Origin of the sequence: Schauerella aestuarii, from assembly GCF_009866805.1 — a bacterium.
GTDB classification, from domain to species: domain Bacteria; phylum Pseudomonadota; class Gammaproteobacteria; order Burkholderiales; family Burkholderiaceae_B; genus Schauerella; species Schauerella aestuarii.
The window spans coordinates 534,843-554,841 of record NZ_SIZW01000039.1 but is presented as its reverse complement, the minus strand read 5'-3'; the positions used below and the strand labels follow the sequence as shown (position 1 = coordinate 554,841).

The window sequence follows — 19,999 nt, the reverse complement described above, 5'->3', positions numbered from 1 at the left end:
CCCTGGTGCTACGCTCGCGCCGCCTAAATCTTCAGGTCGGCCTTGATTCCGGCGGGGACCGACCGTTAACGATATAGGCCTGTGCCTTACTTCGCCCGTCGGATCGTTATGCGATGCCCCTTACCAAACTAAAGAACGCCGAACGCAACCAGGCGCTGCTGCGCCTGATCGTGGCCGGAATCGCCGAGGTCTACACGCTGGTCACGGCGGCGTTCAGCAGCATTCCGCTTGCCGATTCGCTGGCCGTGCTGATCTTCATCGCCCTCTTCATGGTGGTCTCCGCCGGGTTGCTGCTGCACGTGGTACGCCGGCCCGGCGTTTATCCCTGGCGGCGCGTGCTGGGCATGGCCTTCGACTACACCGGCATCAGTTTCACGATGATCATGGGCGGCGAATACCTGCTGCCCATCTATGTGGTGCTGCTGTGGGTCACCGTGGGCAATGGCATGCGCTATGGCTCGCAATACCTGGCGGTATCGACCACGCTGGGATTGATCGCATTGGCCACGATCTTCTACAACACGCCGTACTGGCACGCCCACCCGTATGTGATCGCGACCGTGGTGCTCACCACCGTGATCGTGCCGGCCTACGCGCAGGTGCTGCTCAGCCAAACCCGCGAGGCCTACGAAAAGGCCGATGCCGCCAATTTCGCCCGCTCGCGTTTTCTGGCGCAGGCCAGTCACGATCTGCGTCAGCCCATTCATTCGATCAGCCTGTTTACCGCCTGCCTGCGGGATGCCGATCTGGGGCCTGAGGAACGGCGCATGGTCGACAACATCGACAAATCGCTGCACAGCGTCTCGCAACTCTTTCGCTCGATTCTGGACAGCTATACGCTGGACAACGGCCGCGTGGCGGCGCGCACCGACGTGATCCCGGTGAAGAGCCTGATCGATGCCGTCGCGTTGCAGAATTCCGAAGTGGCGCGCTGGGCGGGTGTGACGCTCAAAGTGCGCGCGAGCCGGCATCGCGTGCGCGTCGACCCCAATCTGCTCAGCACGATGGTCCAGAACCTCGTATCCAACGCGATCAAGTACGGTCCGGGCGGCTCGGTGCTGATCGGCTGCCGCCAGCGCAACGGCACGCTCTCGATCGAAGTACACGACCAGGGCCGCGGGATTTCGGATCAGCATCTGCCGCATGTGTTCGACGAGTTCTATCGGGTGCGGCAGGTGCGTGACAAGGATATCGAGGGCGTGGGCCTGGGGCTGTCGATCGTGCAACGCATCGGCACCCTGATGGGCCTGTCGGTGCGCATCGCTTCACGCGCTGGCGTAGGCACCGTTGCCAGCATCGACGGCATCCCCATCGAAGCCGGTCCGCCCCTGACGCCGACCGTCGCGCCCGTCGCCTCGACGCGCCTGCTGGCCGGCCTGCGCGTGCTGCTGATCGAGGATGACCAGAACGTGCTGCTGGCCACGGCCACATTGCTGGAGAAGTGGGGCTGCCAGGTGCAAACGGCCACCACGATTCCCTCGGACGACGTGCAATGCGACCTGGTGATCAGCGACTTCGATCTGAATACCGAAGCGTCGGGCGCGGATTGCATTGCCTACATGCGGCAGTTGAGCGGCAGCAACATCCCGGCGATGCTCATCACGGGGCACGATACCCAACGCGTCGAAGATGCCGTGGGCGATCCCACCATACCCGTGCTATCCAAGCCGGTGCGGCCCGCCGAGTTGCGCTCGATGCTGACCGCGCTGAAGGCGGGACTCCCGCTGGATGCGATGCCGGCGGGCGCCGCGCGGCCGGTGTGAATACCCTCCCAAACCGCAAGGACGCCGAGCGCTCGCAGGCGATCGTGCGCCTTACGCTGGGCGGTGTGGCGGCCATCTATGTGCTCGCCACGGCGGCGCTCAGCCCGGTGCCTTCCGAAGGTGAATCCTTTGCCATTTTGATCGGCGGGTTCATGCTGGTGGCCGTGGCGCTTTACGCCAGTATCGTCAAATGGCCGGGCCACTACCCTGCCCGCCGGATATTCGGAATGGTGCACGACTACGCCGGCATCTCGATGACGATGATTCTGGGTGGTGAGGCGATGCTGCCTGTGTTCGGCACGTTGCTCTGGGTCACGGTGGGCAACGGCATGCGCTTCGGCACGCGCTATCTGGCCATTGCGACCACGTTCGCCATCACGGCGCTGTGCACGATCGCGTATCTGACGCCCTACTGGCGCGAGCAGCCGCAGGTGGTGGCCACCTTGCTGATCACCACGATGGTGGTGCCCGCCTATGCACACATGTTGCTGCGGCAAACGCGTGGCGCCTACGAGAAAGTGGACGAAGCCAACTTCGCGCGCTCGCGATTTCTGGCGCAGGCCAGTCACGACCTGCGTCAGCCCATCCATGCGATCAGCCTGTTTACCGCCTGCTTGCGCGATGCCCGCCTGGGCAGCGAAGCGCGCCGCATGGTCGACAACATCGATAAATCCTTGCACAGCGTCTCGCAGCTGTTCCGCTCCATTCTCGACAGCTACACGCTGGACAACGGGCAGGTCGAAGCCCGCGCGGCCTCCACGCCCATCAGGACGTTGCTCGAGGCCGTGGCGGCGCAAAACGCCGAAGTGGCCCGATGGGCCGGCGTGACGCTGCGGGTGCGCGCGGGCAGGCAACGCGTGCATGCGGATCCCGCGTTGCTCACGACCATGGTGCAGAACCTCGTGTCGAACGCGATCAAATACGGGCCCGATCGGCCGGTGCTGATCGGCACCCGAATGCGTCGCGGCCTGCTATCGGTCGAGGTGCACGATCAGGGCCGCGGCATCTCCGCCACGCACCTGCCGCATGTGTTCGAAGAGTTCTATCGCGTGCGCCAGGTCCGCGACAAGGACATCGAAGGCGTGGGCCTGGGGCTCTCGATCGTGCGGCGGATCGGCGCGCTCATGGGCGTTTCGGTGTCGATCCGATCGCGGCCCGGGCGCGGCACCGTGGTCACGATCGACGGGCTGCCCGTGGATCGCGGCCCCGTGCACACCCCTGCGCTGGCGACGGCCCCACCCACGGCGCCGCTCACGGGCCTGCGCATCCTGCTGATCGAGGACGACCACAATGTGCTGCAAGCCACGGCAACGCTCTTGCGCAAATGGGGCTGCCGCGTCGACACAGCCACCACGATCCCCACGGCGGACGTCGATTACGACCTGGTGATCAGCGACTACGATTTGAACACCGACCATTCGGGCGCCGACTGCATTGCCTACATGCGGCAACTGAGCGGCCGCAAAGTGCCTGCGCTATTGATGACCGGGCACAACGTCAAACAGGTGGAAGCAGCCCTGGACGACGCCGGCATTCCCGTGCTGTCCAAACCGGTACGCCCTGCCGAGCTGCGCGCAGTGCTGGCGGCGTTGCGCGCCCAGCTGGTCCTTCCTGCATGACAGGCGACTCAGCATATGCGCGCCCCGATGATGAGGCGCGGGAGGCGCGCTACCTGACGTTGCGATTGACCCCGGCACCCACGCCGAAGGCCGCTGCGCCCGCACGCGTGCTGACGTTCAACGCCCGCAACAATGCCGATACGTGAATGCGCACCGTGAAGGGCGAGATGTCGAGTTCACGCGCAATGCCCTTGTTCGACTGACCTTCCACGATCAGGCGCAGCACATCGTGCTGCCGGGGCGTGAGCTGCGCCAGGATGCGTTCGGCTTCGGCTTGCACATGCAAACCCGAACGACTGTATTTGACGACGAACTCGCCATTGCGGATGGCCAGCAAGGCCTGGGCGATCTCGTCCGGCGGTACGGCTTTGCCGATGAAGCCATCGGCCCCTGCAGCCATCACCTCGTTGATCTGGCGCTCGTCATCCACCATCGAGACGATGATGATCGAGCTCCGATTGAACTCCTGACGCAACGCGCTGATCGAGGTCGACGGCTGAAATCCCGGAAACAACAGATCCAGTATCAGCACCTCCGGGGCGCGGCCGGTGCGCGCGAGGCGCAACACGTGTTCGAGGCTTTCCGCCTCTTCAACCACCGCCTGGGGCACGCATCGCTCAACGATGCGCCGCATCCCTTCACGAAATACCGGATGATCGTCAGCCACGATGATGCGCTCCGGCTCACGGTTTTCTACTGCCAACTCATTCATGTCCCGTTATCTCCGGCCTGACGACCCTGCGAGCGATTGTGGTGGTACCGACATCGCGTCTGCCGCGCGCCACATTATTTTCCGGCGCCGGTGTTTTCTTCGTCAATGACAAGACCGAAGGAACCGCTGGGTGATGGGCCAACCCGCCCAACTACAAGCCAAATGAAACAGCCGGGAGTTTACTGCAAGCGTACTAGTGCAACGACATTATTTCTTGTCTGAATGTACGGGAGAGCCGCGCCAGCGTTGATTCTCGAGAACGCCCGAAGCGCCGATAGCACATCTGTACTAATGCCATCCGTACTAATGACGCACGCGTTGCCGTGCCGTAGCCTTGGCCCCGCCGAAAAGCCGAAAGTCATGCCTGCCACTTTGCCGTGCATGGCTTTTCGTTTTCCCATGCCTCCTACCCGTTTACGCCGCGCGTAACCCCCGCCGAGTGTCCCTCGGCACGATCCGCGCATTTTTCTTTACAGGATCACCTCGTGATTGCCCCTCGACAAACATTCAAGAAAACGGCGCTGAGCAGTCTGCTTTCCAGCGCCGTGCTGTTCCCGTCATTTGCCACGGTTGGCCTGACAGCCGGCATGAGCATCGCGCACGCTGCGGATGGCCTTCTCGATGGCACCCAGACCACCTGGAGTTCGGACCGCGCCTATGACGGCACGCTGACCATTGGCCGAGATCTGCCCAACAGCGCGTTGATCATCGACAGCGGCGCGACCGTTGTCAGCAAGGGCGGCTTCATCGGCCGCTACAACGGCTCGACGGGCGATGTGGTCGTGCGCGGCCCGGGATCGGAGTGGATCATCCCCCGCACCAACTTCGTCTTGGAAAACAGTCTGTACATCGGCGGCGCGTACGACGCCACGTTGGGCGGCGGCAAGGGTTCGCTGCGCATCGAAGATGGCGGCAAGGTGTCGGTGAAGAACACCAACATCACGTACGGCGCCACCGCATCGGGCTCACTGGTGGTGACGGGCGCGGGCTCGGTGCTGGACACTGAAAATCTGGCGCTGGCAGGCGGCAACAACGGCGTGTTCCGCATCGAGAACGGCGGCAGCGTACTCACGACCTACGCCAATATCAATAACCCGATGGTCATTACCGGCACGGGTTCAACGTGGACGAGTACCGGCACGATCGAAGCCACGGCCGATCTGCGCATCGAGAACGCCGCGAACGTGACCAGCAGCATCGTGTTGCTGGGCGCAAGCGGCGCGCAGACCAGTTCGCAACTGACCGGCGCGGGCTCCTCGCTCACCACCACGCGTTATCTGGTGGTGGGTGACAGCACCAGTTCGAAAGCCAATCTGTCGGTGGCCGAGGGTGCAACGCTGAGCGCCAAAGAAGGGATCCTGATCGGCCGAGGCAGTGCCGTCTCGGAAGGCTTCGGCAACCTCACGATCGGTGGCGACGTGGATGTTTCGAGCTGGACGTTGGTACCGTCGCCGCTGGCCGCTGCCGCTGCGGGCACGATCGATCCGGCGACGAACATTACGTTCGGAACGGGCCGTTCGCATCTGAACTTCAACCACACGAATACCGGCTACGTGTTTGCCAACACGCTGCTGGAAGAAGGCCGCATCAACCAGTTCGCCGGCGAAACCACCCTGACGGGCAACGCCGACCGCTTCTCGGGCGAGGTTGCAGTGAGCGGCGGCAAGCTGACCCTGGCCAGCAACATGACGCAGGTCAACACCGAACCGTCCAACAGCATCAACTACAGCTATACCCGTTTCGTCGTCGACGGCGGCACGCTGATCGCCAATGCCGAAGCGGGCCGTATGCAAACGGACTTCCTGGGCAACACCTACTACACGAACCGCAACGAAGTGACCGGCACCGGTATATTGGGCGGCTCGGGTCGACTGGGTTACACGCAAGTTCGCGACGGCGGCACGATCTCCCCGGGCGACAATGGCATCGGGACGTTGAACATCCAGGGCGACCTGGACATCCTCAACGGCGGCAATTACGCGGTCGACATCGCGGGCAACGGCGCCAGCGACAAGATTGCCGTCACCGGCAAGACCCGCCTGGACGGCAGCACGACGGTCGCCGTCACGGCCCTGGACCCGCAGCAAAGCTACCAGACCGGCCAGACCTATTCGATTTTGAGCTCGGCGGGTGGGATCACCGGCACGTTTGCGCAAGCCGTGTCGAAGTCGGCCTTCCTGGACGTGTCGCTGGCTCACAACCCGAACGACGTGGTGCTGTCGATCGCGCAGAAGGACGTGGGCGGCAATCCGGGCACCCCTGGCAACCCGGGAACGCCGGAAAATCCCGGCAACCCCGGCACACCCGAGAATCCTGGCACGCCAGGCGATCCCGGTAATCCCGGCACCCCCGGCAATCCTGGCACGCCCACCAATCCGGGTACGCCCGGCACCGGCGGCTCGGCCACGCCCGGCATCTTCCAGACGGTGGCCGAGAGCAGCAACCAATGGAACACGGCGGGCGCCTTGGGCACGCTCGCGCAAAGCGGCGCGTCGCTCGCGCTCTACAACAATGTGCTGGTGTTGAGCGCGGACGAAGCCCGCTCGGCCTTCAATCAGTTGTCGGGCGAGCAGCATGCCGCCACGCGTGGTGCGTTGATCGGCAGCACGCAACTCGTGAGCAACGCGGTCAACGATCGCATGCGCGCCATGTTCGACAATGACGGCACGCCCGTGCCCGCCATGGCCCGCAGCCTGGTGGCCTCGCCTGCTCCCACGCGCAATGGCGCCTGGGCGCAAACGTTCGGCACGTGGTCGCGCACGCAGGGCGACGACAACACCGGCAAGCTCTCCAACAACACCGGCGGTTTCCTGATCGGAGCCGATCACGCGTTCAACCCGAACGTGCGTGCAGGTGCCTATGCGGGCTACAGCCGTTCGAGCTTCGACGTGGATAGCCGCCGCTCCTCGGGCGATAGCGACAACTACCACCTGGGGATCTACGGTGCCGGCAAGATGAACGCGTTCACGTTGCGCGGTGGCCTGGGCTACACGTGGCACGACGTCGAAACGAAGCGCTCGGTGGCATTTGGCGGCTTCTCGGATTCGCTGAAAGCCGACTACGACGCCCGCGCCTTCCAGGCATTTGCCGACCTGGGCTATCGCATCGATGCCGGCCAGGCTGCGTTCGAGCCGTTCGCCAATGTGGCGTATGTGCGCCAACGCAGCGACAGCTTCATTGAAAGCGGCGGCGCCGCCGCCCTGCGCGCCGATAGCGACACGATGAGCACCACGTTCTCGACGTTGGGCCTGCGTGCCTCGACGGCCTTGCCGTGGTCGCGCGTGGATGCCGTGCTGCGCGGCTCGGTGGGCTGGCGTCACGCCTATGGCGACACGCTGCCCTCGGCCCGCATGGCCTTCGCCACCGGCGATAGCTTCTCGACCGCCGGTGCCCCGATCGCCAAGAACGCTGCCGTGCTCGAAGCCGGCATGGACTTCAAGGTCGGTCGCGCCACCACCATCGGCGTGGGCTACCAAGGCCAATACGGTTCGGACACCCGCGCCAACTCGGTCAACGCGCGCGTGAACGTGCTGTTCTGATCGAACGCGTGCCGCACCGGGATCGCTCGATCCTGAATGCGGCACACGGGCATCACGCAAAAGGCGGCCTCGGCCGCCTTTTGTTCGATCACTTCACGCCGAAGCGATTCAGGATCACCGTGCTGGCCGGTGCATTCGCCGTTTTCCATTCGGCGACCGAACCCGACGACGCACGCGTCAACGCCTGCTTCACCTCGGCGGGTACGGTGGTGTCGATCGTCACACCGTTCTTGCGCATGGTGTCGTAGTTTTCCTTCAGCCGTGTCTCGATGCGCTTCCATTGCGCCTTCTCGGTTTCGGCCGCCGCAGCATCGATCGCCGCACGCGCGGCCGGGTCGAGCGCCTTGTAAGCCTCGAGGTTCATCGTGGCTACCGATACCGGCATGGCGTAGTTGATCTCGGTGAAGTGCGGCAGATGCTCCCAAAGCTTGCGCCCGGCACCGCCATCGCCCGACGACAGCACGGCATTCACATCGCCCGCTGCAATTCGCGGCATGGCATCGGCAAACGAGATATTGACCGCCTTTGCACCGGCACGCGTCATCACGGCCTGTGAGGTGTTGTCATAAGTGCGAATGTTGAGCGCCTGCAGATCCGCCACGCTGTTCACCGGGGCCTTGGACCAGATGCCCGATGCGGGCCACGGCGTGGTGTAGAGCAACTTCTGGCCATGCTCGGCGAAAAATTTTTGGTACGTCGGCATGGCGGCTTTGTTCAGGCCAACGGCTTTCTTGAGCGAGTCCGCCAGGAACGGCAGCGACGACACCGCGAAGATCGGGTACTTGTTTGCCATGCCACCCGCGAAGGCATCGCCCGCATCCACCTTGCGCGCGGCCACGGCATCGATCATGTCACCGGATTTGAATCCGGCCGCAGCATCGAAGCTCGGCTTGATCGTCACGGCGCCCCGCGTCTTCTTTTCGACGAGTTCGGCGAAGGTGGTCACGCCCTGCCCCGGCATCGAGGTCGCCGGGTATTCGGTGGCCATCGAGAGCGAGACGGGCGCTCGGCCTGTGGCTTTTACCGCAGGTGCCGCCTGCGCCGCCAACGTCATCAGCAGCAAGGCCGCCGCCACCGCCAATACCGCGCGCCGCCGATAGATACCGGCCGCCACCGTTGCGATTTCAAAACCCTGTTGATTGTTCATGACACCCCCGAAGCCCACGCCGCCGGCCGATTGCCGAGAACGGACCAGTGTACGAACGAATGCCCCTGCCGGGCAGACGTACAAACGCCTAGTTCGAAGGCTGTAACCGGGTTGCCTGCAGGCCACGAAATCGTCCGGTTTTTCCACAGCGCGGATTACTTCCTAATGCACCCGCATAAGTTGTGTCGTACCCGGCAACCTTAAAAATCGAAATATTCCTGAAATGGTATATTCCCATCCAAGATGCATTGAACGTCCACTCCTCTGGATGGGGAGCGCCCTGAAAGATCTCAACAAACTGCCAGTGGAAGTCCGCACGCATATCGGCCACGCGTTGAATGCTGCTCAAAGGGGCGAGCGCGCTCCGTCCGCCAAAGCGCTCAGGGGATTTCATGGCAGCGATGTTCTCGAGATCGTCGTATCCGACCGCTCAGGCACGTTTCGAGCGGCTTACCTCATTCGCTTCCCTGAGGTGATCGTCGTGCTTCATGTTTTCCAGAAGAAAAGCAAAACAGGAATCGAAACGCCGAGAGAAGACATGGCATTGATCAATCGACGACTAAAAACGGCAATCTTCCAGCTGAAGGCGATCCAAAATGAAAAGAAAAGCGAACGACCACACTGAGTTTCAGATCAGTTCCGGCAACGTATTTGCTGATCTTTGCTTGCCTGACGCTGAAAGTCTGAAAGTTAAATCGGGCTTGGTGTGTGAAATCACCAAGGCCATACGTGATCGCAACCTGACGCAAAAGAATGCAGCCCAGCGAATGGGACTGACGCAGCCCAAAGTGTCGGCACTCCTGCGTGGTGATTTCACCAACTTCTCAGAACGAAAGCTTATGGATTGCTTGAATCGTCTCGGATACGACATCGAGATCCGCATTCGCGCCACGGAAGATCAGGTCGGACATTTGCTGCTCATGCACGGCTAACCCCGCCGGAGCCCAGTCCATGTCCATGACCCACACCTATGCCGTCGTCGAACCTACGCGCGCCGACGTCGACGCCCTCACGCAACCAACCGTACTGGAGTTCGGCACGGGCTGGTGCGGGCACTGCCGCGCCGCGCAGCCGCTCATTGCCGCCGTGTTCGACGATCATCCGGAAGTTGGCCACCTGAAGGTGGAGGACGGCAAAGGTCGGCCGCTGGGCCGCGCTTATCGGGTGACGCTCTGGCCCACGCTGGTGTTCTTGCGCGACGGCAAGGAAGTGGCTCGCCTAGTGCGGCCTCAGCGGCAGGACGACATCCGCGCGGCGTTCAAGGCGCTGACACCCACTTGATGCAGTGCGGCACGGCCCTTGCGCGACCCGGTACACACCTGGAGAACGCCATGACCGATCCGAAGCCCGATACACAAAAAGACCCGCAGGCGCCCACGGGCGTGAATGACGATCCCCCGCCCCATGCCGATGACCGGCCGCAGCACGAGGATGAAACCTTGAGCGGCTTTTTGCGCACGCACGATTCGGAAAGCACGAGCCGCGGCAAGGACAAGCCCGCCAAGTAGTGATTGGCCGGTGGGCGCGCGGTCTGCGGGCCCACCGGCGCTTCGCGCACGCGAACGTTCAACTTCGAAGTCTTTCTATCCGCGAACGCGCGCCGGGTTGCCGACGACGGTAGCACCGGCCGGCACATCGCGGGTGACCACACTCCCGGCACCGATCAACGCATCGTCGCCCACGGTAACGCCAGGCAGGATGATGGCGCCCGCGCCGATCCATACATTGCGTCCGATGCTGATCGGCCGGCCGAACTCGATGCCCTGCTCGCGGCTTGCCGCGTCGCGCGGATGATCGGCCGTGAGAATCTGCACGCCAGGGCCAATCTGCGTTTTATCACCCACCGTCACACTGACGACGTCGAGGATCACGCAGTTGAAATTGAAGAACACCCCCTCGCCCAGCGTGATGTTGAAGCCGTAATCGCAATGGAAGGGCGGACGCACGGTAGTGCCGTCGCCTACCGCTTTCAAGCGCTCACGCAGCAGTTCGCGGCGCTGATCGCGGTGCATGCCAAGGGCGGCGTTGTAGCGCACCATCCACGCCATGTTCTCGGCCAGATCATTCTGCAGTTCGGGATCGCCGGGATCGTACATCTCGCCGGCCAACATCTTTTGCTTCTCTGTGGGCATGAAAAAGGTCTCCTGGTTGGACACCGATCATACCCAGCACGCCGTGCGCCGCGCGCGGCGTCATCGTTGCCCGCTCAGGCGCGGTACCAGCGACGGACGGTTCGCCCGCGCGGCCAATATCAAACCCCTCACATCGCGCTGCGCCGCCCGCTACGGCGCGGGTAAACCCAAATTGACGTTGCAATTGGTGCATCTATAAGATGATTTTTTACGTAGTCGGGTGATCCTCGATCTGCGGCAAAGCCAAATGTCTTAGAGAGTTGTTCACCGTGCATCAGAAGTTTCCTGTCGTGTTCACCCTCTACACAGCGACGCGTTACCGCCCGCCTTTCGCCGCCCTCACCGCGATCCCATTTGCCGAGCCGACGCCTGGTGCGTCGACCGATGCTGGGCGCACCGCGCGCCACAACATGCCTGCCGCCCCTCCGTTTTCCGCTGCGCGCCATGCGTTCGCGCCGCATTCGGCCACGCGCAGCCAGCATCCCTCATAGCTTTTTGCTGCACCCACCAACCCCTGGCCGACATTCGTGTCTCGAGCGCCAAGGAATATCCGACGAAGATCGCGCCGCGAGCGCCAAAGGAGCACCCCAGACCATGCGTACTTCCACGTTGCTGAAGCGATCGGCGCTGGCCGCCGCCCTCGTTGTTGCCACCGGCCTGGCGCATGCCGCCGAGACCAAGACGTTCCGTTGGGCCTATCAGGGCGATGCGATGTCGCTCGATCCGATGGCGCTGAACGAGACGTTCACGTTGGGTTTCCAAAACAACATCTACGAACCCCTGGTGGCTTATGACGGCGAACTGAAGCTGGTACCCGCGCTGGCCACGAGCTGGGAGAATCCCGAGCCCACGAAGTGGGTCTTCAAGCTGCGCCAGGGCGTGAAGTTTCATGACGGCACGCCGTTCAATGCCGACGACGTGATCTTTTCGTGGAAGCGCAGCCTGACGCCGGGCTCGGACATGAAGGCGTATGGTGCCAAGGCCGCCGATATCAAGAAGATCGACGACTACACGATCGAAGTCACCACGCCCACGCCCAACCCCATCCTGCCGCGCGAATGGGTATACCTGTTCATCATGAGCAAACCGTGGTCGGAAAAGAACAAGACCACCGAGGCGACCAACGCCAAGGGCGACAACCAGGGCAACTTTGCCAATTTGAATTCGAACGGCACCGGCCCCTTCATGGTGACGTCGCGCCAGCCCGACATTCGCACGACGATGAAGCGCTTCGACGGCTACTGGGGCAAGGACAAGATCGCCACCAATGTGGACGAAGTCATTTTCCAGCCGATCACCCAGGAAGCGACGCGCGTGGCCGCGTTGATTTCAGGCGAAATGGATGCGGTGATTCCGGTGCCGGTGCAAGACTGGAAGCGGCTTGAAGACGCGAAAGGCGTGAAACCGTTGACGGGTGCCGAAGCGCGCGCGATCTTCATCGGGATGGATCAAAGCCGCGACGAGCTGCTGTTCTCGAACATCAAGGGCAAAAACCCGTTCAAGGATGTGCGGGTGCGTGAAGCGGTCGTGCTGGCCGTGGATACCAAGGCCATCAACGACAAGATCATGCGCGGCGCCGCCAAGCCGCTGGGGTCGCTCGTGGCCACGGCCATCAACGGCTATGCCGACTCGTACGGTGCGCCGATCAAGCCCGACGTCGAAAAGGCGAAGAAGCTGCTGGTGGATGCCGGATATCCGCAGGGTTTCGAAGTGACGATGGATTGCCCGAACGACCGCTACGTCAATGACGAAAAGGTCTGCCAGGCGGTCGCCTCGATGCTGGCGCGCGTAGGCATCAAGATCAACCTGCTGGCGCAGACCAAGTCGAAGTATTTCGGCAAGATCCTGCCGCAGGCCGGCAACCAGACCAGCATGTACATGCTGGGTTGGACGCCGAGCTCGATCGACGCGCACAACGCGCTGCTCAACCTCGTGACCTGCCGCGATCCCAAGACATCGGCCGGCCAGTTCAACCTGGGGGGCTATTGCAATCCCAAGGTCGACGAGCTGACGGCCAAGGTGGGTGTGGAGACCGATCAGGTCAAGCGCAATGCCATGATCAAGGAAGCCTTCGAGATCGTGCGCACCGATTGGGGTTATCTGCCGCTGCATCAGCAACCGATGTCGTGGGGCGTGAAGGACACCATCAAGGTCGTGCAACGCGCCGACGACGTGATGGATCTTCGTAGCGTCGTGATGCCCTGATATGGCAACGTTCATCGCCAACCGCCTCTTTCAGGCCGTGCTTGTCATGTTGGCCGTGGCGCTGATCGCCTTCGCCATGTTCCGCTATGTCGGCGATCCCGTCGCCGCCATGGTGGGACAGGACACCACCACCGAGCAGCGGCTGAAACTACGCCAGGACCTCGGGCTCGACGATCCGTTTCTCGTGCAGTACGCCCGCTTCGTGGGCAAGGCCGCACAGGGTGATTTCGGTATCTCGTACCGGCACCGCCGCCCGGTCAGCGAACTGCTGGCCGAGCGGTTGCCCGCCACGCTTGAACTGTCGCTGGTTTCGGCAGTGATGGCGTTGGCGCTGGGCATTCCCATGGGCATCTATACGGCGCTGCGCCGCCGCGGCATCGTCTCCAAGGCGTTCATGGCCGTGTCGCTGGCCGGCATTTCGCTGCCCACATTCCTCATCGGCATCCTGCTCATTCTGGTGTTCAGCGTGCAGTTGCGCTGGCTGCCCAGCTTCGGGCGCGGCGATGTGGTCAACATCGGCGGCTGGACCACCGGGTTCCTCACCCGCTCCGGGTGGGCCGCGTTGATCCTGCCGGCCATCACCCTGGCGCTCTTCCAGATGACGCTGATCATGCGGCTGGTGCGGGCCGAAATGCTGGAAGTGCTGCGCGCCGACTTCATCAAGTTTGCCCGTGCACGCGGGCTGCCGGAGCGCCTGATCAATTTCCGCCATGCCCTGAAGAACACGCTGGTGCCGGTGATCACCATTACCGGCCTGCAACTGGGCTCGATCATCGCATTCGCCATCATTACCGAAACGGTGTTTCAGTGGCCGGGCATGGGGCTGCTCTTCATCCAGGCCATCAGCATGGTGGACATCCCCGTGATGGCGGCGTATCTGCTGTTGATCGCCTTCGTATTCGTGCTGATCAATCTCGTGGTCGACCTGCTCTACCTGGTCGTCGATCCGCGCTTGCGCGTGCAAACCCGTTAAGCACCGCACTTTAAGAGACGCATGATGAATCGCGTAGCGACCTTCTTCGCCCAGACCGCCGATAGCGACATCTGGTACAGCTTCAAACGCTCGCCGGGCGCCGTCATTGCGGCCGTGGTGACCCTGGTGATGGTGCTTGCGGCGCTATTCGCGCCGTTGATTGCGCCGCACAACCCCTTCGACCTGGCGTCGTTGAGCATCATGGATGCCAACACGCCGCCGTCGTGGGAAGACGGCGGCAGTCGCGACTTCCTGCTGGGCACGGACGACCAGGGCCGCGATATCTTGTCGGCCGTGCTGTACGGCTCGCGCGTGTCGCTCTTCGTCGGGTTCGCTTCGGTCATTTTCTCGGTCGTGCTGGGCGTGACGCTCGGGTTGATCAGCGGCTATGCCGGCGGGCGGGTCGACAGCTTCATCATGCGGATCGCGGATGTGCAGCTGTCGTTCCCCGCCATTCTGGTGGCGCTCCTGATCGACGGCGTGGCTCGGGGCCTGTTGCCCCGCGATCTGCACAACGAACTCGCGTTGTACGTGCTGGTGTTCGCGATCGGCATTTCGGGCTGGGTGCAATACGCGCGCACCGTGCGCGGCGCCACGCTGGTCGAACGCAACAAGGAATATGTGCAGGCCGCACGCCTGATCGGCATCGGCCCGATCACGATCCTGCGCCGGCACATTCTGCCCAACGTGATGGGCCCGGTGCTGGTGATCGCCACCATCCATCTGGCCGTGGCCGTGATTACCGAAGCCACGCTGTCGTTTCTGGGCGTGGGTGTGCCGTCGACGACGCCGTCGCTGGGCACGCTGATCCGCATCGGCAACAGTTATCTGTTCTCGGGCATGTGGTGGATCTCCATTTTTCCGGGAATTGCGCTCGTGGTGCTGGTGCTCGCGGTCAATCTGCTGGGCGACTGGCTGCGCGACGCCTTGAACCCCAAGCTGCGCTGAGGCTGAAATGGCATTATTGAACGTTCAGAATATGCGCATCGAATTCGCCAGCCGCCGCGGCACGCTGGTGGCGGTCGATGGTTTGAATCTCACCCTGCAGAAAGGCGAAATCCTCGGCGTGGTGGGCGAATCCGGCGCGGGCAAATCGACGGTAGGCAATGCCATCATCGGCCTGCTCGAACCGCCGGGCAAGCTCACCGCGGGCGAGATCAGTCTGGCCGGCACGCGTATCGACGCGCTGGGCCCAGCCGAACTGCGCGCGATGCGGGGCCGCCGCATCGGCATGATCTTCCAGGATCCGCTCACCTCGCTCGATCCGCTGCAAACGGTGGAAAGCCAGTTGGTGGAAACCATGCAGGTGCATCTGCGCCTTTCGCATGCCGAGGCCTGCCTGCGTGCGATCGACGCGCTCAAGCAGGTGGGCATCCCCGAGCCCGAATTACGCGTGAAGCAGTATCCGCATCAGTTTTCGGGCGGCATGCGGCAGCGCGTGGTGATCGCCCTGGCGCTGTGCTGCGAGCCCGAGGTGATCATCGCCGACGAGCCCACGACCGCGCTGGACGTGTCGATCCAGGCTCAGATTCTGGATCTGCTGCGCAAGCTGTGCAAAGAGAAAGAAGTGGGCATGATCATCATCACCCACGACATGGGCGTGATCGCCGACATCACCGATCGCGTGGCCGTGCTGTATCGCGGCAAGCTGGTGGAGGAAGGCCCCACGCAGAAGATTTTGGGCGACCCGGATCACGAGTACACGCGCAGCTTGATTTCTGCCGTGCCGCGCCCGGATATCAAGCTGCACCGCTTTCCGATGGTGACGTACATCGAAGACGTGCGCACGCCCGCCAAACCGCTGGATATCGCCACGCACTGGCTGGGGCAACGCCGCGATTTCGGCACCCGCGAAGCGGGGCCGCTGGTCGAGACGCGCAACCTGGGCATGCAGTTCACGCTCAAGAATGCATTTCTGAAACGCAATCGCCGCACGCTCGATGCCGTCAAACAATTGAATGTGTCGATCCGCGAAGGCGAAGTGTTCGGTCTCGTCGGCGAATCCGGATCGGGCAAGTCGACCGTCGCACGCTTGATCGCCGGCCTCTACACCCCCAGCAGCGGCTCTGTGCACTTCAATGGCACCGAGCTTACCGGCCTGAAGGACGAGAAGGCGCAAAACGCATTTCGCCGCCAGATCCAGATGGTGTTCCAGGATCCGTTCTCGTCGCTGAATCCGCGCATGCGCGTGCTGGATATCGTGGCCGAACCGATCCGGTTCCATCGCCTGACCGAAAACGAAACGCAAACGCGTGCGGTGGTACACGATCTGCTCGACGTCGTGGGCCTGGGCGCACAAGCGGCCAAGCGCTTTCCGCATGAATTTTCAGGCGGCCAGCGCCAACGTATCTGCATCGCGCGCGCGCTCGCCACCCGCCCCCGTTTTCTGATCTGCGACGAGCCGACCTCCGCGCTCGATGTGTCGATTCAGGCGCAGATTCTGAATCTGCTGAAGGATCTGCAGGAAACACTGGGGCTGACGATGCTGTTCATCAGCCACGACTTGCCGGTGATCCGCCAGATGTGCGATCGCGTGGGCGTGATGCGGCACGGCGAACTGCTCGAAGTGGCGGATACCGAAACGCTGTTCAAGGCGCCGCAGCACCCCTACAGCCAGCATCTGCTGAGTCTCATGCCGAAGCTGAGCGACATGTCACGCGAAGGGCTGGATGTGGTGGCGGCTTGATCCCGTCGCTGTCGATTGCGCCCCGCTCGTCTCAACGCACCGGCGGCGCGCCTTCGTCGTAGGCCGGCACATCGGCATGCCATTGCAGCCAAGGCCGATCATGCGTGGTCCAGATGCGGGCGGCCGGTTGCACGCCAGGGTCATCGTCCAACGACGCCACGCGCAAGATAACGTAGTCGCGGCCCACCCACTCTGCCATCAGATGCGTGCCGCACTGTGCGCAGAAGTGCCGCAATTTTCCGGGCGTCGACTCGAAGGCGCGGCGCACGTTATCGCCGCGCGTCCAGCGAAAGCCGCTGCGTTCGACACGGGCCGTCGAGGCGAATACCGCCGAGTGCGCCTTCTGGCAGGTCAGGCAGTGACAGTGCACGATCGGCCCGGTCAGCGCATCGGCGTCATAAGCGACGCTGCCGCATAAACAAGATCCCTGCATGAGTCGGCCTCGTTGGGATGCAGTGAAAGATCCCGCCATCATAGGCGAAGCGCGCTATGGCGTGCCCATCGCCAGATGCTGTCGAAGCCCGACTCAAGCGCCGGCCAGCACGGCGTGCTTGCGATAGCCATCGCCCGCGCCTGTCGGTTGGATCGACGCCGCGCCCGCGTCTCCAGCAATCCGAAACACCGCGACGCTATCGCGCAACGCTTCGGCTTGCTCAGCCAGCGACAAGGCTGCCGCAGAGGCCTCTTCCACCAGGGCTGCGTTTTGCTGCGTCATCGCGTCCATTTGAGATACCGCGGTGTTGACCTGCTCGATGCCCGACGTCTGCTCCACTGCGGCGGCAGCGATGTCTTCCATGATGACCGTCACATCGCCGATGGCGCTCGCGGTGCGTTCAACCGTTGCGACGGCCGCGTCCACATTGGCTTCACCCGCACGCACACGGTCTACCGACTCCGCGATCAACCCTTTGATTTCCCTGGCGGCGCTCGCACTGCGTTGCGCCAGCGCCCGAACCTCGCTGGCCACCACGGCAAACCCTTTGCCCTGTTCTCCGGCGCGCGCAGCTTCGACGGCAGCGTTGAGCGCAAGAATATTGGTTTGAAAGGCGATCGTATCGATCACGCTGTTGATCTCGCTGATCTTGTGCGCGCTTTGCGCAATGTCCTGCATTGCGGCTTTCAACCCGTTGACGGCAGCGCCACCCTCGCGCGCGATATCCGCGCCGGTTCGCGCGAGTTGACTGGCCTCGCGCGCCTTGCCCGCATTGCCCTTTACCGTGTCGGTCAGCGCCGCCATGCTGGCGGCGGTTTGCTCGAGCGACGCCGCTTGCTCCTCGGTGCGGCGCGACAGATCGGTATTGCCCATCGCGATCTCGCCCGCGGCGCCCGAGATGCTGTAGGCGCTGGCGCGGATATCGCTCACCAGCTTGGCCAAGCCGCTGTTCATGTCGTTGAGCGCCCCCAACAACTGCGCGGTTTCGTTGTTGCCGACAATGCGGCTGCGACCGCTGAGATCGCCTCCCGCAGCCCGCTGGGCGAAGGTGACCGCATGCGCGACAGGCTGGGTGATCGACCGCGCAATGGCGATGGCCAGGCCGATCGACACCAGCAGCACCGCACCGACGACGCCCAACAACACGCCAACGTCGCGTTGCAGGGCCCCGGCCTGCGCCCCGATCCGATCAGCGAGAAACGCGCTTGCCGCCGTGTTGAAGGCGAAGTTGGCGTCGATGGCACGTGTGAGCGTGGCGAAGAACTCACCTGCCGGGGCATCCATGGACACGGCGTCGAGGATCGCCGTGCGCGCCAGCTTGAGCGCGGCATCCGTCTGGCCATGGGCGGACGCGGCACTGCCCTGCAAACGTTCGGCCAGTTCGGCATTGGCACCAGCCGCTTTCGTGTAGGCCTGGCGTTGCACATCGGCGCGCTCCTGCGCGCGCTCGACGAAGTTGATCATCGCCGTCATGTCCCAGGGCGATGCCGACTGCTTGGTCAAGACGGTAAAGCCGCGTGCGCGAATCTTGCCCAGGTCTTCGGTCAACGCGGGCACCGCGACCAGTGCGGCCGATATGAGCTCTGCAGTGTCGAGGTCGCCATCCAGCGACAAGCCATAGTGATCGAGCAGCAGACCATTGACGGTCAGCAGCTGTTGCGCGAGCGCCAGATGCGCAGCCAAGCTCTGGAGCTCGTCGAGGTCGCCCTTGGCGGCGCGATCGCGCAGCGCGCGCCAATCTGCTGCGGCGCGCGTCCACGCCTGCACGACCGCGCTCTGGCTGTCCAGCGCTGCAAGTTGCGCATTGACCGCATCTTGCGTGGCGTCGACCTGCCTGGCAGCCGCGAGCCGGGGGCCGTCGGCCGCCTTATCTTTTGCGGCCAATGCGGCGCTGGTCGCACTGCGATGCAGCTGCAACGTTTGCAGGACGCTGGTCACTGCCTTGATCGGCGCCAATCCCTGTAATTCGGTCTGCTTTTTTTGAATGCCGACGGTATTGCTCAACACAAACAGTGCCGTGGGCAGCCCTACGAGCAACAGCGCAATCACGCCCAGCATGCAAAACTTGACCGATAGCGTGAATCTGGAAAGCAGGGCCTGCATGATTACCTCTTGAGAGCGTTCCGATCACCCATTCTTCACATTTCACGCACAATTCGCCACGGTGTTAACTCTGTTTACAGTTGGCGAAATTTAAGGCAGTGTCGGTGTCAAGCATGGCGATGGCAATTCCATTTGCACATACGTGTCAGCAGCGCTGCGGGCAGCGATAATGCACCCGGCGTCGCCACCCCAGGATCGGTGCCACACCAATCAGGCTTATCCCATGCTGCCAATGAATGTGCTGTTTGTTCCCGATCACGATCGCGACAGCGACCGCGCTGCGATGATCGCCGCTGCCATCGCGTGTATCGAGGCGTTTACCGAGCGGTTCAATGCGCGTGATCTTGCAGGTATGGATGCGCATCTGCATTTTCCGCACGCCATCCTGTCGGCCGAAACCATGGTGATCTGGGAGGCGCCCAACCAGGTACCGCTTGATTTTTTCGACGCCATGGTGCGCGACAGCGGCTGGGATCGGACGGTATATCTCGATCGCCAGGCGGTGCTGGTCAGCCCGCGCAAGGTTCATTTACGGGTGAGCTACACCCGCAATCGGGCAGACGGCAGCGTCATCTCACAGCACAACAATCTGTGGATCGTCACATTGGAAGGCGGCCGCTGGGGCATCAAGGCCCGATCGTATTGATCAGGACGTGCTCAACGCGAGGCAAGCACGGCCTTCATCGA

The 19,999-nt window shown here is 62.9% G+C and carries 17 protein-coding genes; 12 read left to right on the top strand and 5 right to left on the bottom strand.

The genetic code is table 11. The features are described 5' to 3' along the window. Window positions 1-113 precede the first annotated feature (113 nt). A complete protein-coding gene (locus EYW45_RS05540) occupies window positions 114-1,763 on the top strand; it encodes an ATP-binding response regulator (protein ID WP_161134348.1) in 1,650 nt (549 codons plus the stop codon). Next, window positions 1,760-3,382, top strand: coding sequence for an ATP-binding response regulator (locus tag EYW45_RS05535; protein WP_161134347.1), 1,623 nt, complete (start codon window positions 1,760-1,762; stop codon window positions 3,380-3,382). Before EYW45_RS05540 ends, EYW45_RS05535 begins: the two co-directional genes overlap by 4 nt. 49 nt (window positions 3,383-3,431) lie before the next feature. Here the strand turns inward: EYW45_RS05535 and EYW45_RS05530 are convergent, their stop codons facing one another. After that, window positions 3,432-4,094 (bottom strand): response regulator, encoded by a 663-nt coding sequence (locus EYW45_RS05530; RefSeq protein WP_161134346.1) that lies wholly within the window; start codon window positions 4,092-4,094, stop codon window positions 3,432-3,434. A 485-nt stretch (window positions 4,095-4,579) separates the two neighbouring features. Here EYW45_RS05530 and EYW45_RS05525 point away from each other — a divergent pair, with 485 nt between their 5' ends. Then, complete coding sequence (locus tag EYW45_RS05525; RefSeq protein ID WP_161134345.1) at window positions 4,580-7,633, top strand: autotransporter domain-containing protein; 3,054 nt, start codon at window positions 4,580-4,582, stop codon at window positions 7,631-7,633. 88 nt (window positions 7,634-7,721) lie between these two features. Here the strand turns inward: EYW45_RS05525 and EYW45_RS05520 are convergent, their stop codons facing one another. Continuing rightward, on the bottom strand, window positions 7,722-8,687 hold the full coding sequence (locus EYW45_RS05520; protein WP_161134619.1) for a TRAP transporter substrate-binding protein: 966 nt from the start codon (window positions 8,685-8,687) through the stop codon (window positions 7,722-7,724). Between the two features lie 316 nt (window positions 8,688-9,003). On the opposite strand from EYW45_RS05520, the gene EYW45_RS05515 reads away from it, so the two are divergent. Genes EYW45_RS05515 through EYW45_RS05500 form a run of 4 tightly spaced genes read left to right on the top strand, consistent with a single transcriptional unit; the run spans window position 9,004 to window position 10,288 of the window. Further along, window positions 9,004-9,405, top strand: a complete 402-nt coding sequence (locus EYW45_RS05515; protein WP_161134344.1) for a type II toxin-antitoxin system RelE/ParE family toxin — start codon at window positions 9,004-9,006, stop codon at window positions 9,403-9,405. Beyond that, the gene (locus tag EYW45_RS05510; protein ID WP_161134343.1) at window positions 9,377-9,712 is read left to right on the top strand and encodes a helix-turn-helix domain-containing protein; all 336 of its coding nucleotides are present in this window, start codon (window positions 9,377-9,379) and stop codon (window positions 9,710-9,712) included. The genes EYW45_RS05515 and EYW45_RS05510 overlap by 29 nt, the downstream gene beginning before the upstream one ends. Window positions 9,713-9,731: 19 nt before the next feature. Beyond that, window positions 9,732-10,061: a thioredoxin family protein gene (locus tag EYW45_RS05505; protein ID WP_161134342.1), complete on the top strand. Its 330-nt coding sequence runs from the start codon at window positions 9,732-9,734 to the stop codon at window positions 10,059-10,061. 50 nt (window positions 10,062-10,111) lie between these two features. After that, window positions 10,112-10,288, top strand: a complete 177-nt coding sequence (locus tag EYW45_RS05500; RefSeq protein ID WP_161134341.1) for a hypothetical protein — start codon at window positions 10,112-10,114, stop codon at window positions 10,286-10,288. A gap of 75 nt (window positions 10,289-10,363) precedes the next feature. Here EYW45_RS05500 and EYW45_RS05495 read toward each other — a convergent pair whose 3' ends face one another. Further along, complete coding sequence (locus EYW45_RS05495; protein WP_161134340.1) at window positions 10,364-10,912, bottom strand: sugar O-acetyltransferase; 549 nt, start codon at window positions 10,910-10,912, stop codon at window positions 10,364-10,366. A gap of 594 nt (window positions 10,913-11,506) precedes the next feature. Between EYW45_RS05495 and EYW45_RS05490 the strand changes: the two genes are divergently transcribed. From EYW45_RS05490 to EYW45_RS05475, 4 genes are read left to right on the top strand one after another with little or no spacing between them, the layout of a single operon-like run. Next, window positions 11,507-13,117 carry an ABC transporter substrate-binding protein gene (locus EYW45_RS05490; protein ID WP_161134339.1) on the top strand — a complete coding sequence of 537 codons (1,611 nt, stop codon included), beginning with the start codon at window positions 11,507-11,509 and terminating at the stop codon, window positions 13,115-13,117. Window position 13,118: 1 nt separating this feature from the next. After that, on the top strand, window positions 13,119-14,090 hold the full coding sequence (locus EYW45_RS05485) for an ABC transporter permease (protein WP_161134338.1): 972 nt from the start codon (window positions 13,119-13,121) through the stop codon (window positions 14,088-14,090). A 21-nt stretch (window positions 14,091-14,111) separates the two neighbouring features. Then, the gene (locus EYW45_RS05480; protein ID WP_161134337.1) at window positions 14,112-15,038 is read left to right on the top strand and encodes an ABC transporter permease; all 927 of its coding nucleotides are present in this window, start codon (window positions 14,112-14,114) and stop codon (window positions 15,036-15,038) included. Window positions 15,039-15,045: 7 nt separating this feature from the next. After that, a complete protein-coding gene (locus EYW45_RS05475; RefSeq protein ID WP_161134336.1) occupies window positions 15,046-16,776 on the top strand; it encodes a dipeptide ABC transporter ATP-binding protein in 1,731 nt (576 codons plus the stop codon). A 31-nt stretch (window positions 16,777-16,807) separates the two neighbouring features. Here the strand turns inward: EYW45_RS05475 and EYW45_RS05470 are convergent, their stop codons facing one another. Both EYW45_RS05470 and EYW45_RS24825 read right to left on the bottom strand, forming a co-directional pair. Beyond that, window positions 16,808-17,209 carry a GFA family protein gene (locus EYW45_RS05470; protein WP_161134335.1) on the bottom strand — a complete coding sequence of 134 codons (402 nt, stop codon included), beginning with the start codon at window positions 17,207-17,209 and terminating at the stop codon, window positions 16,808-16,810. Between the two features lie 93 nt (window positions 17,210-17,302). Then, window positions 17,303-19,312 (bottom strand): methyl-accepting chemotaxis protein, encoded by a 2,010-nt coding sequence (locus EYW45_RS24825; RefSeq protein WP_161134334.1) that lies wholly within the window; start codon window positions 19,310-19,312, stop codon window positions 17,303-17,305. 223 nt (window positions 19,313-19,535) lie between these two features. Here EYW45_RS24825 and EYW45_RS05460 point away from each other — a divergent pair, with 223 nt between their 5' ends. Further along, window positions 19,536-19,958 carry a hypothetical protein gene (locus tag EYW45_RS05460; RefSeq protein WP_161134333.1) on the top strand — a complete coding sequence of 141 codons (423 nt, stop codon included), beginning with the start codon at window positions 19,536-19,538 and terminating at the stop codon, window positions 19,956-19,958. Window positions 19,959-19,999 lie beyond the last annotated feature (41 nt).

Excerpts from the sequence above, each read along its gene's own strand:
- EYW45_RS05485 (WP_161134338.1), top strand. The coding sequence starts at position 13,119 with ATGGCAACGTTCATCGCCAACCGCCTCTTTCAGGCCGTGCTTGTCATG.
- EYW45_RS24825 (WP_161134334.1), bottom strand. The coding sequence starts at position 19,312 with ATGCAGGCCCTGCTTTCCAGATTCACGCTATCGGTCAAGTTTTGCATG.
- EYW45_RS05530 (WP_161134346.1), bottom strand. The coding sequence starts at position 4,094 with ATGAATGAGTTGGCAGTAGAAAACCGTGAGCCGGAGCGCATCATCGTG.
- EYW45_RS05490 (WP_161134339.1), top strand. The coding sequence starts at position 11,507 with ATGCGTACTTCCACGTTGCTGAAGCGATCGGCGCTGGCCGCCGCCCTC.
- EYW45_RS05500 (WP_161134341.1), top strand. The coding sequence starts at position 10,112 with ATGACCGATCCGAAGCCCGATACACAAAAAGACCCGCAGGCGCCCACG.
- EYW45_RS05460 (WP_161134333.1), top strand. The coding sequence starts at position 19,536 with ATGCTGCCAATGAATGTGCTGTTTGTTCCCGATCACGATCGCGACAGC.
- EYW45_RS05470 (WP_161134335.1), bottom strand. The coding sequence starts at position 17,209 with ATGCAGGGATCTTGTTTATGCGGCAGCGTCGCTTATGACGCCGATGCG.
- EYW45_RS05510 (WP_161134343.1), top strand. The coding sequence starts at position 9,377 with ATGAAAAGAAAAGCGAACGACCACACTGAGTTTCAGATCAGTTCCGGC.
- EYW45_RS05505 (WP_161134342.1), top strand. The coding sequence starts at position 9,732 with ATGTCCATGACCCACACCTATGCCGTCGTCGAACCTACGCGCGCCGAC.
- EYW45_RS05475 (WP_161134336.1), top strand. The coding sequence starts at position 15,046 with ATGGCATTATTGAACGTTCAGAATATGCGCATCGAATTCGCCAGCCGC.
- EYW45_RS05520 (WP_161134619.1), bottom strand. The coding sequence starts at position 8,687 with ATGACGTTGGCGGCGCAGGCGGCACCTGCGGTAAAAGCCACAGGCCGA.
- EYW45_RS05495 (WP_161134340.1), bottom strand. The coding sequence starts at position 10,912 with ATGCCCACAGAGAAGCAAAAGATGTTGGCCGGCGAGATGTACGATCCC.
- EYW45_RS05540 (WP_161134348.1), top strand. The coding sequence starts at position 114 with ATGCCCCTTACCAAACTAAAGAACGCCGAACGCAACCAGGCGCTGCTG.
- EYW45_RS05515 (WP_161134344.1), top strand. The coding sequence starts at position 9,004 with ATGGTATATTCCCATCCAAGATGCATTGAACGTCCACTCCTCTGGATG.
- EYW45_RS05480 (WP_161134337.1), top strand. The coding sequence starts at position 14,112 with ATGATGAATCGCGTAGCGACCTTCTTCGCCCAGACCGCCGATAGCGAC.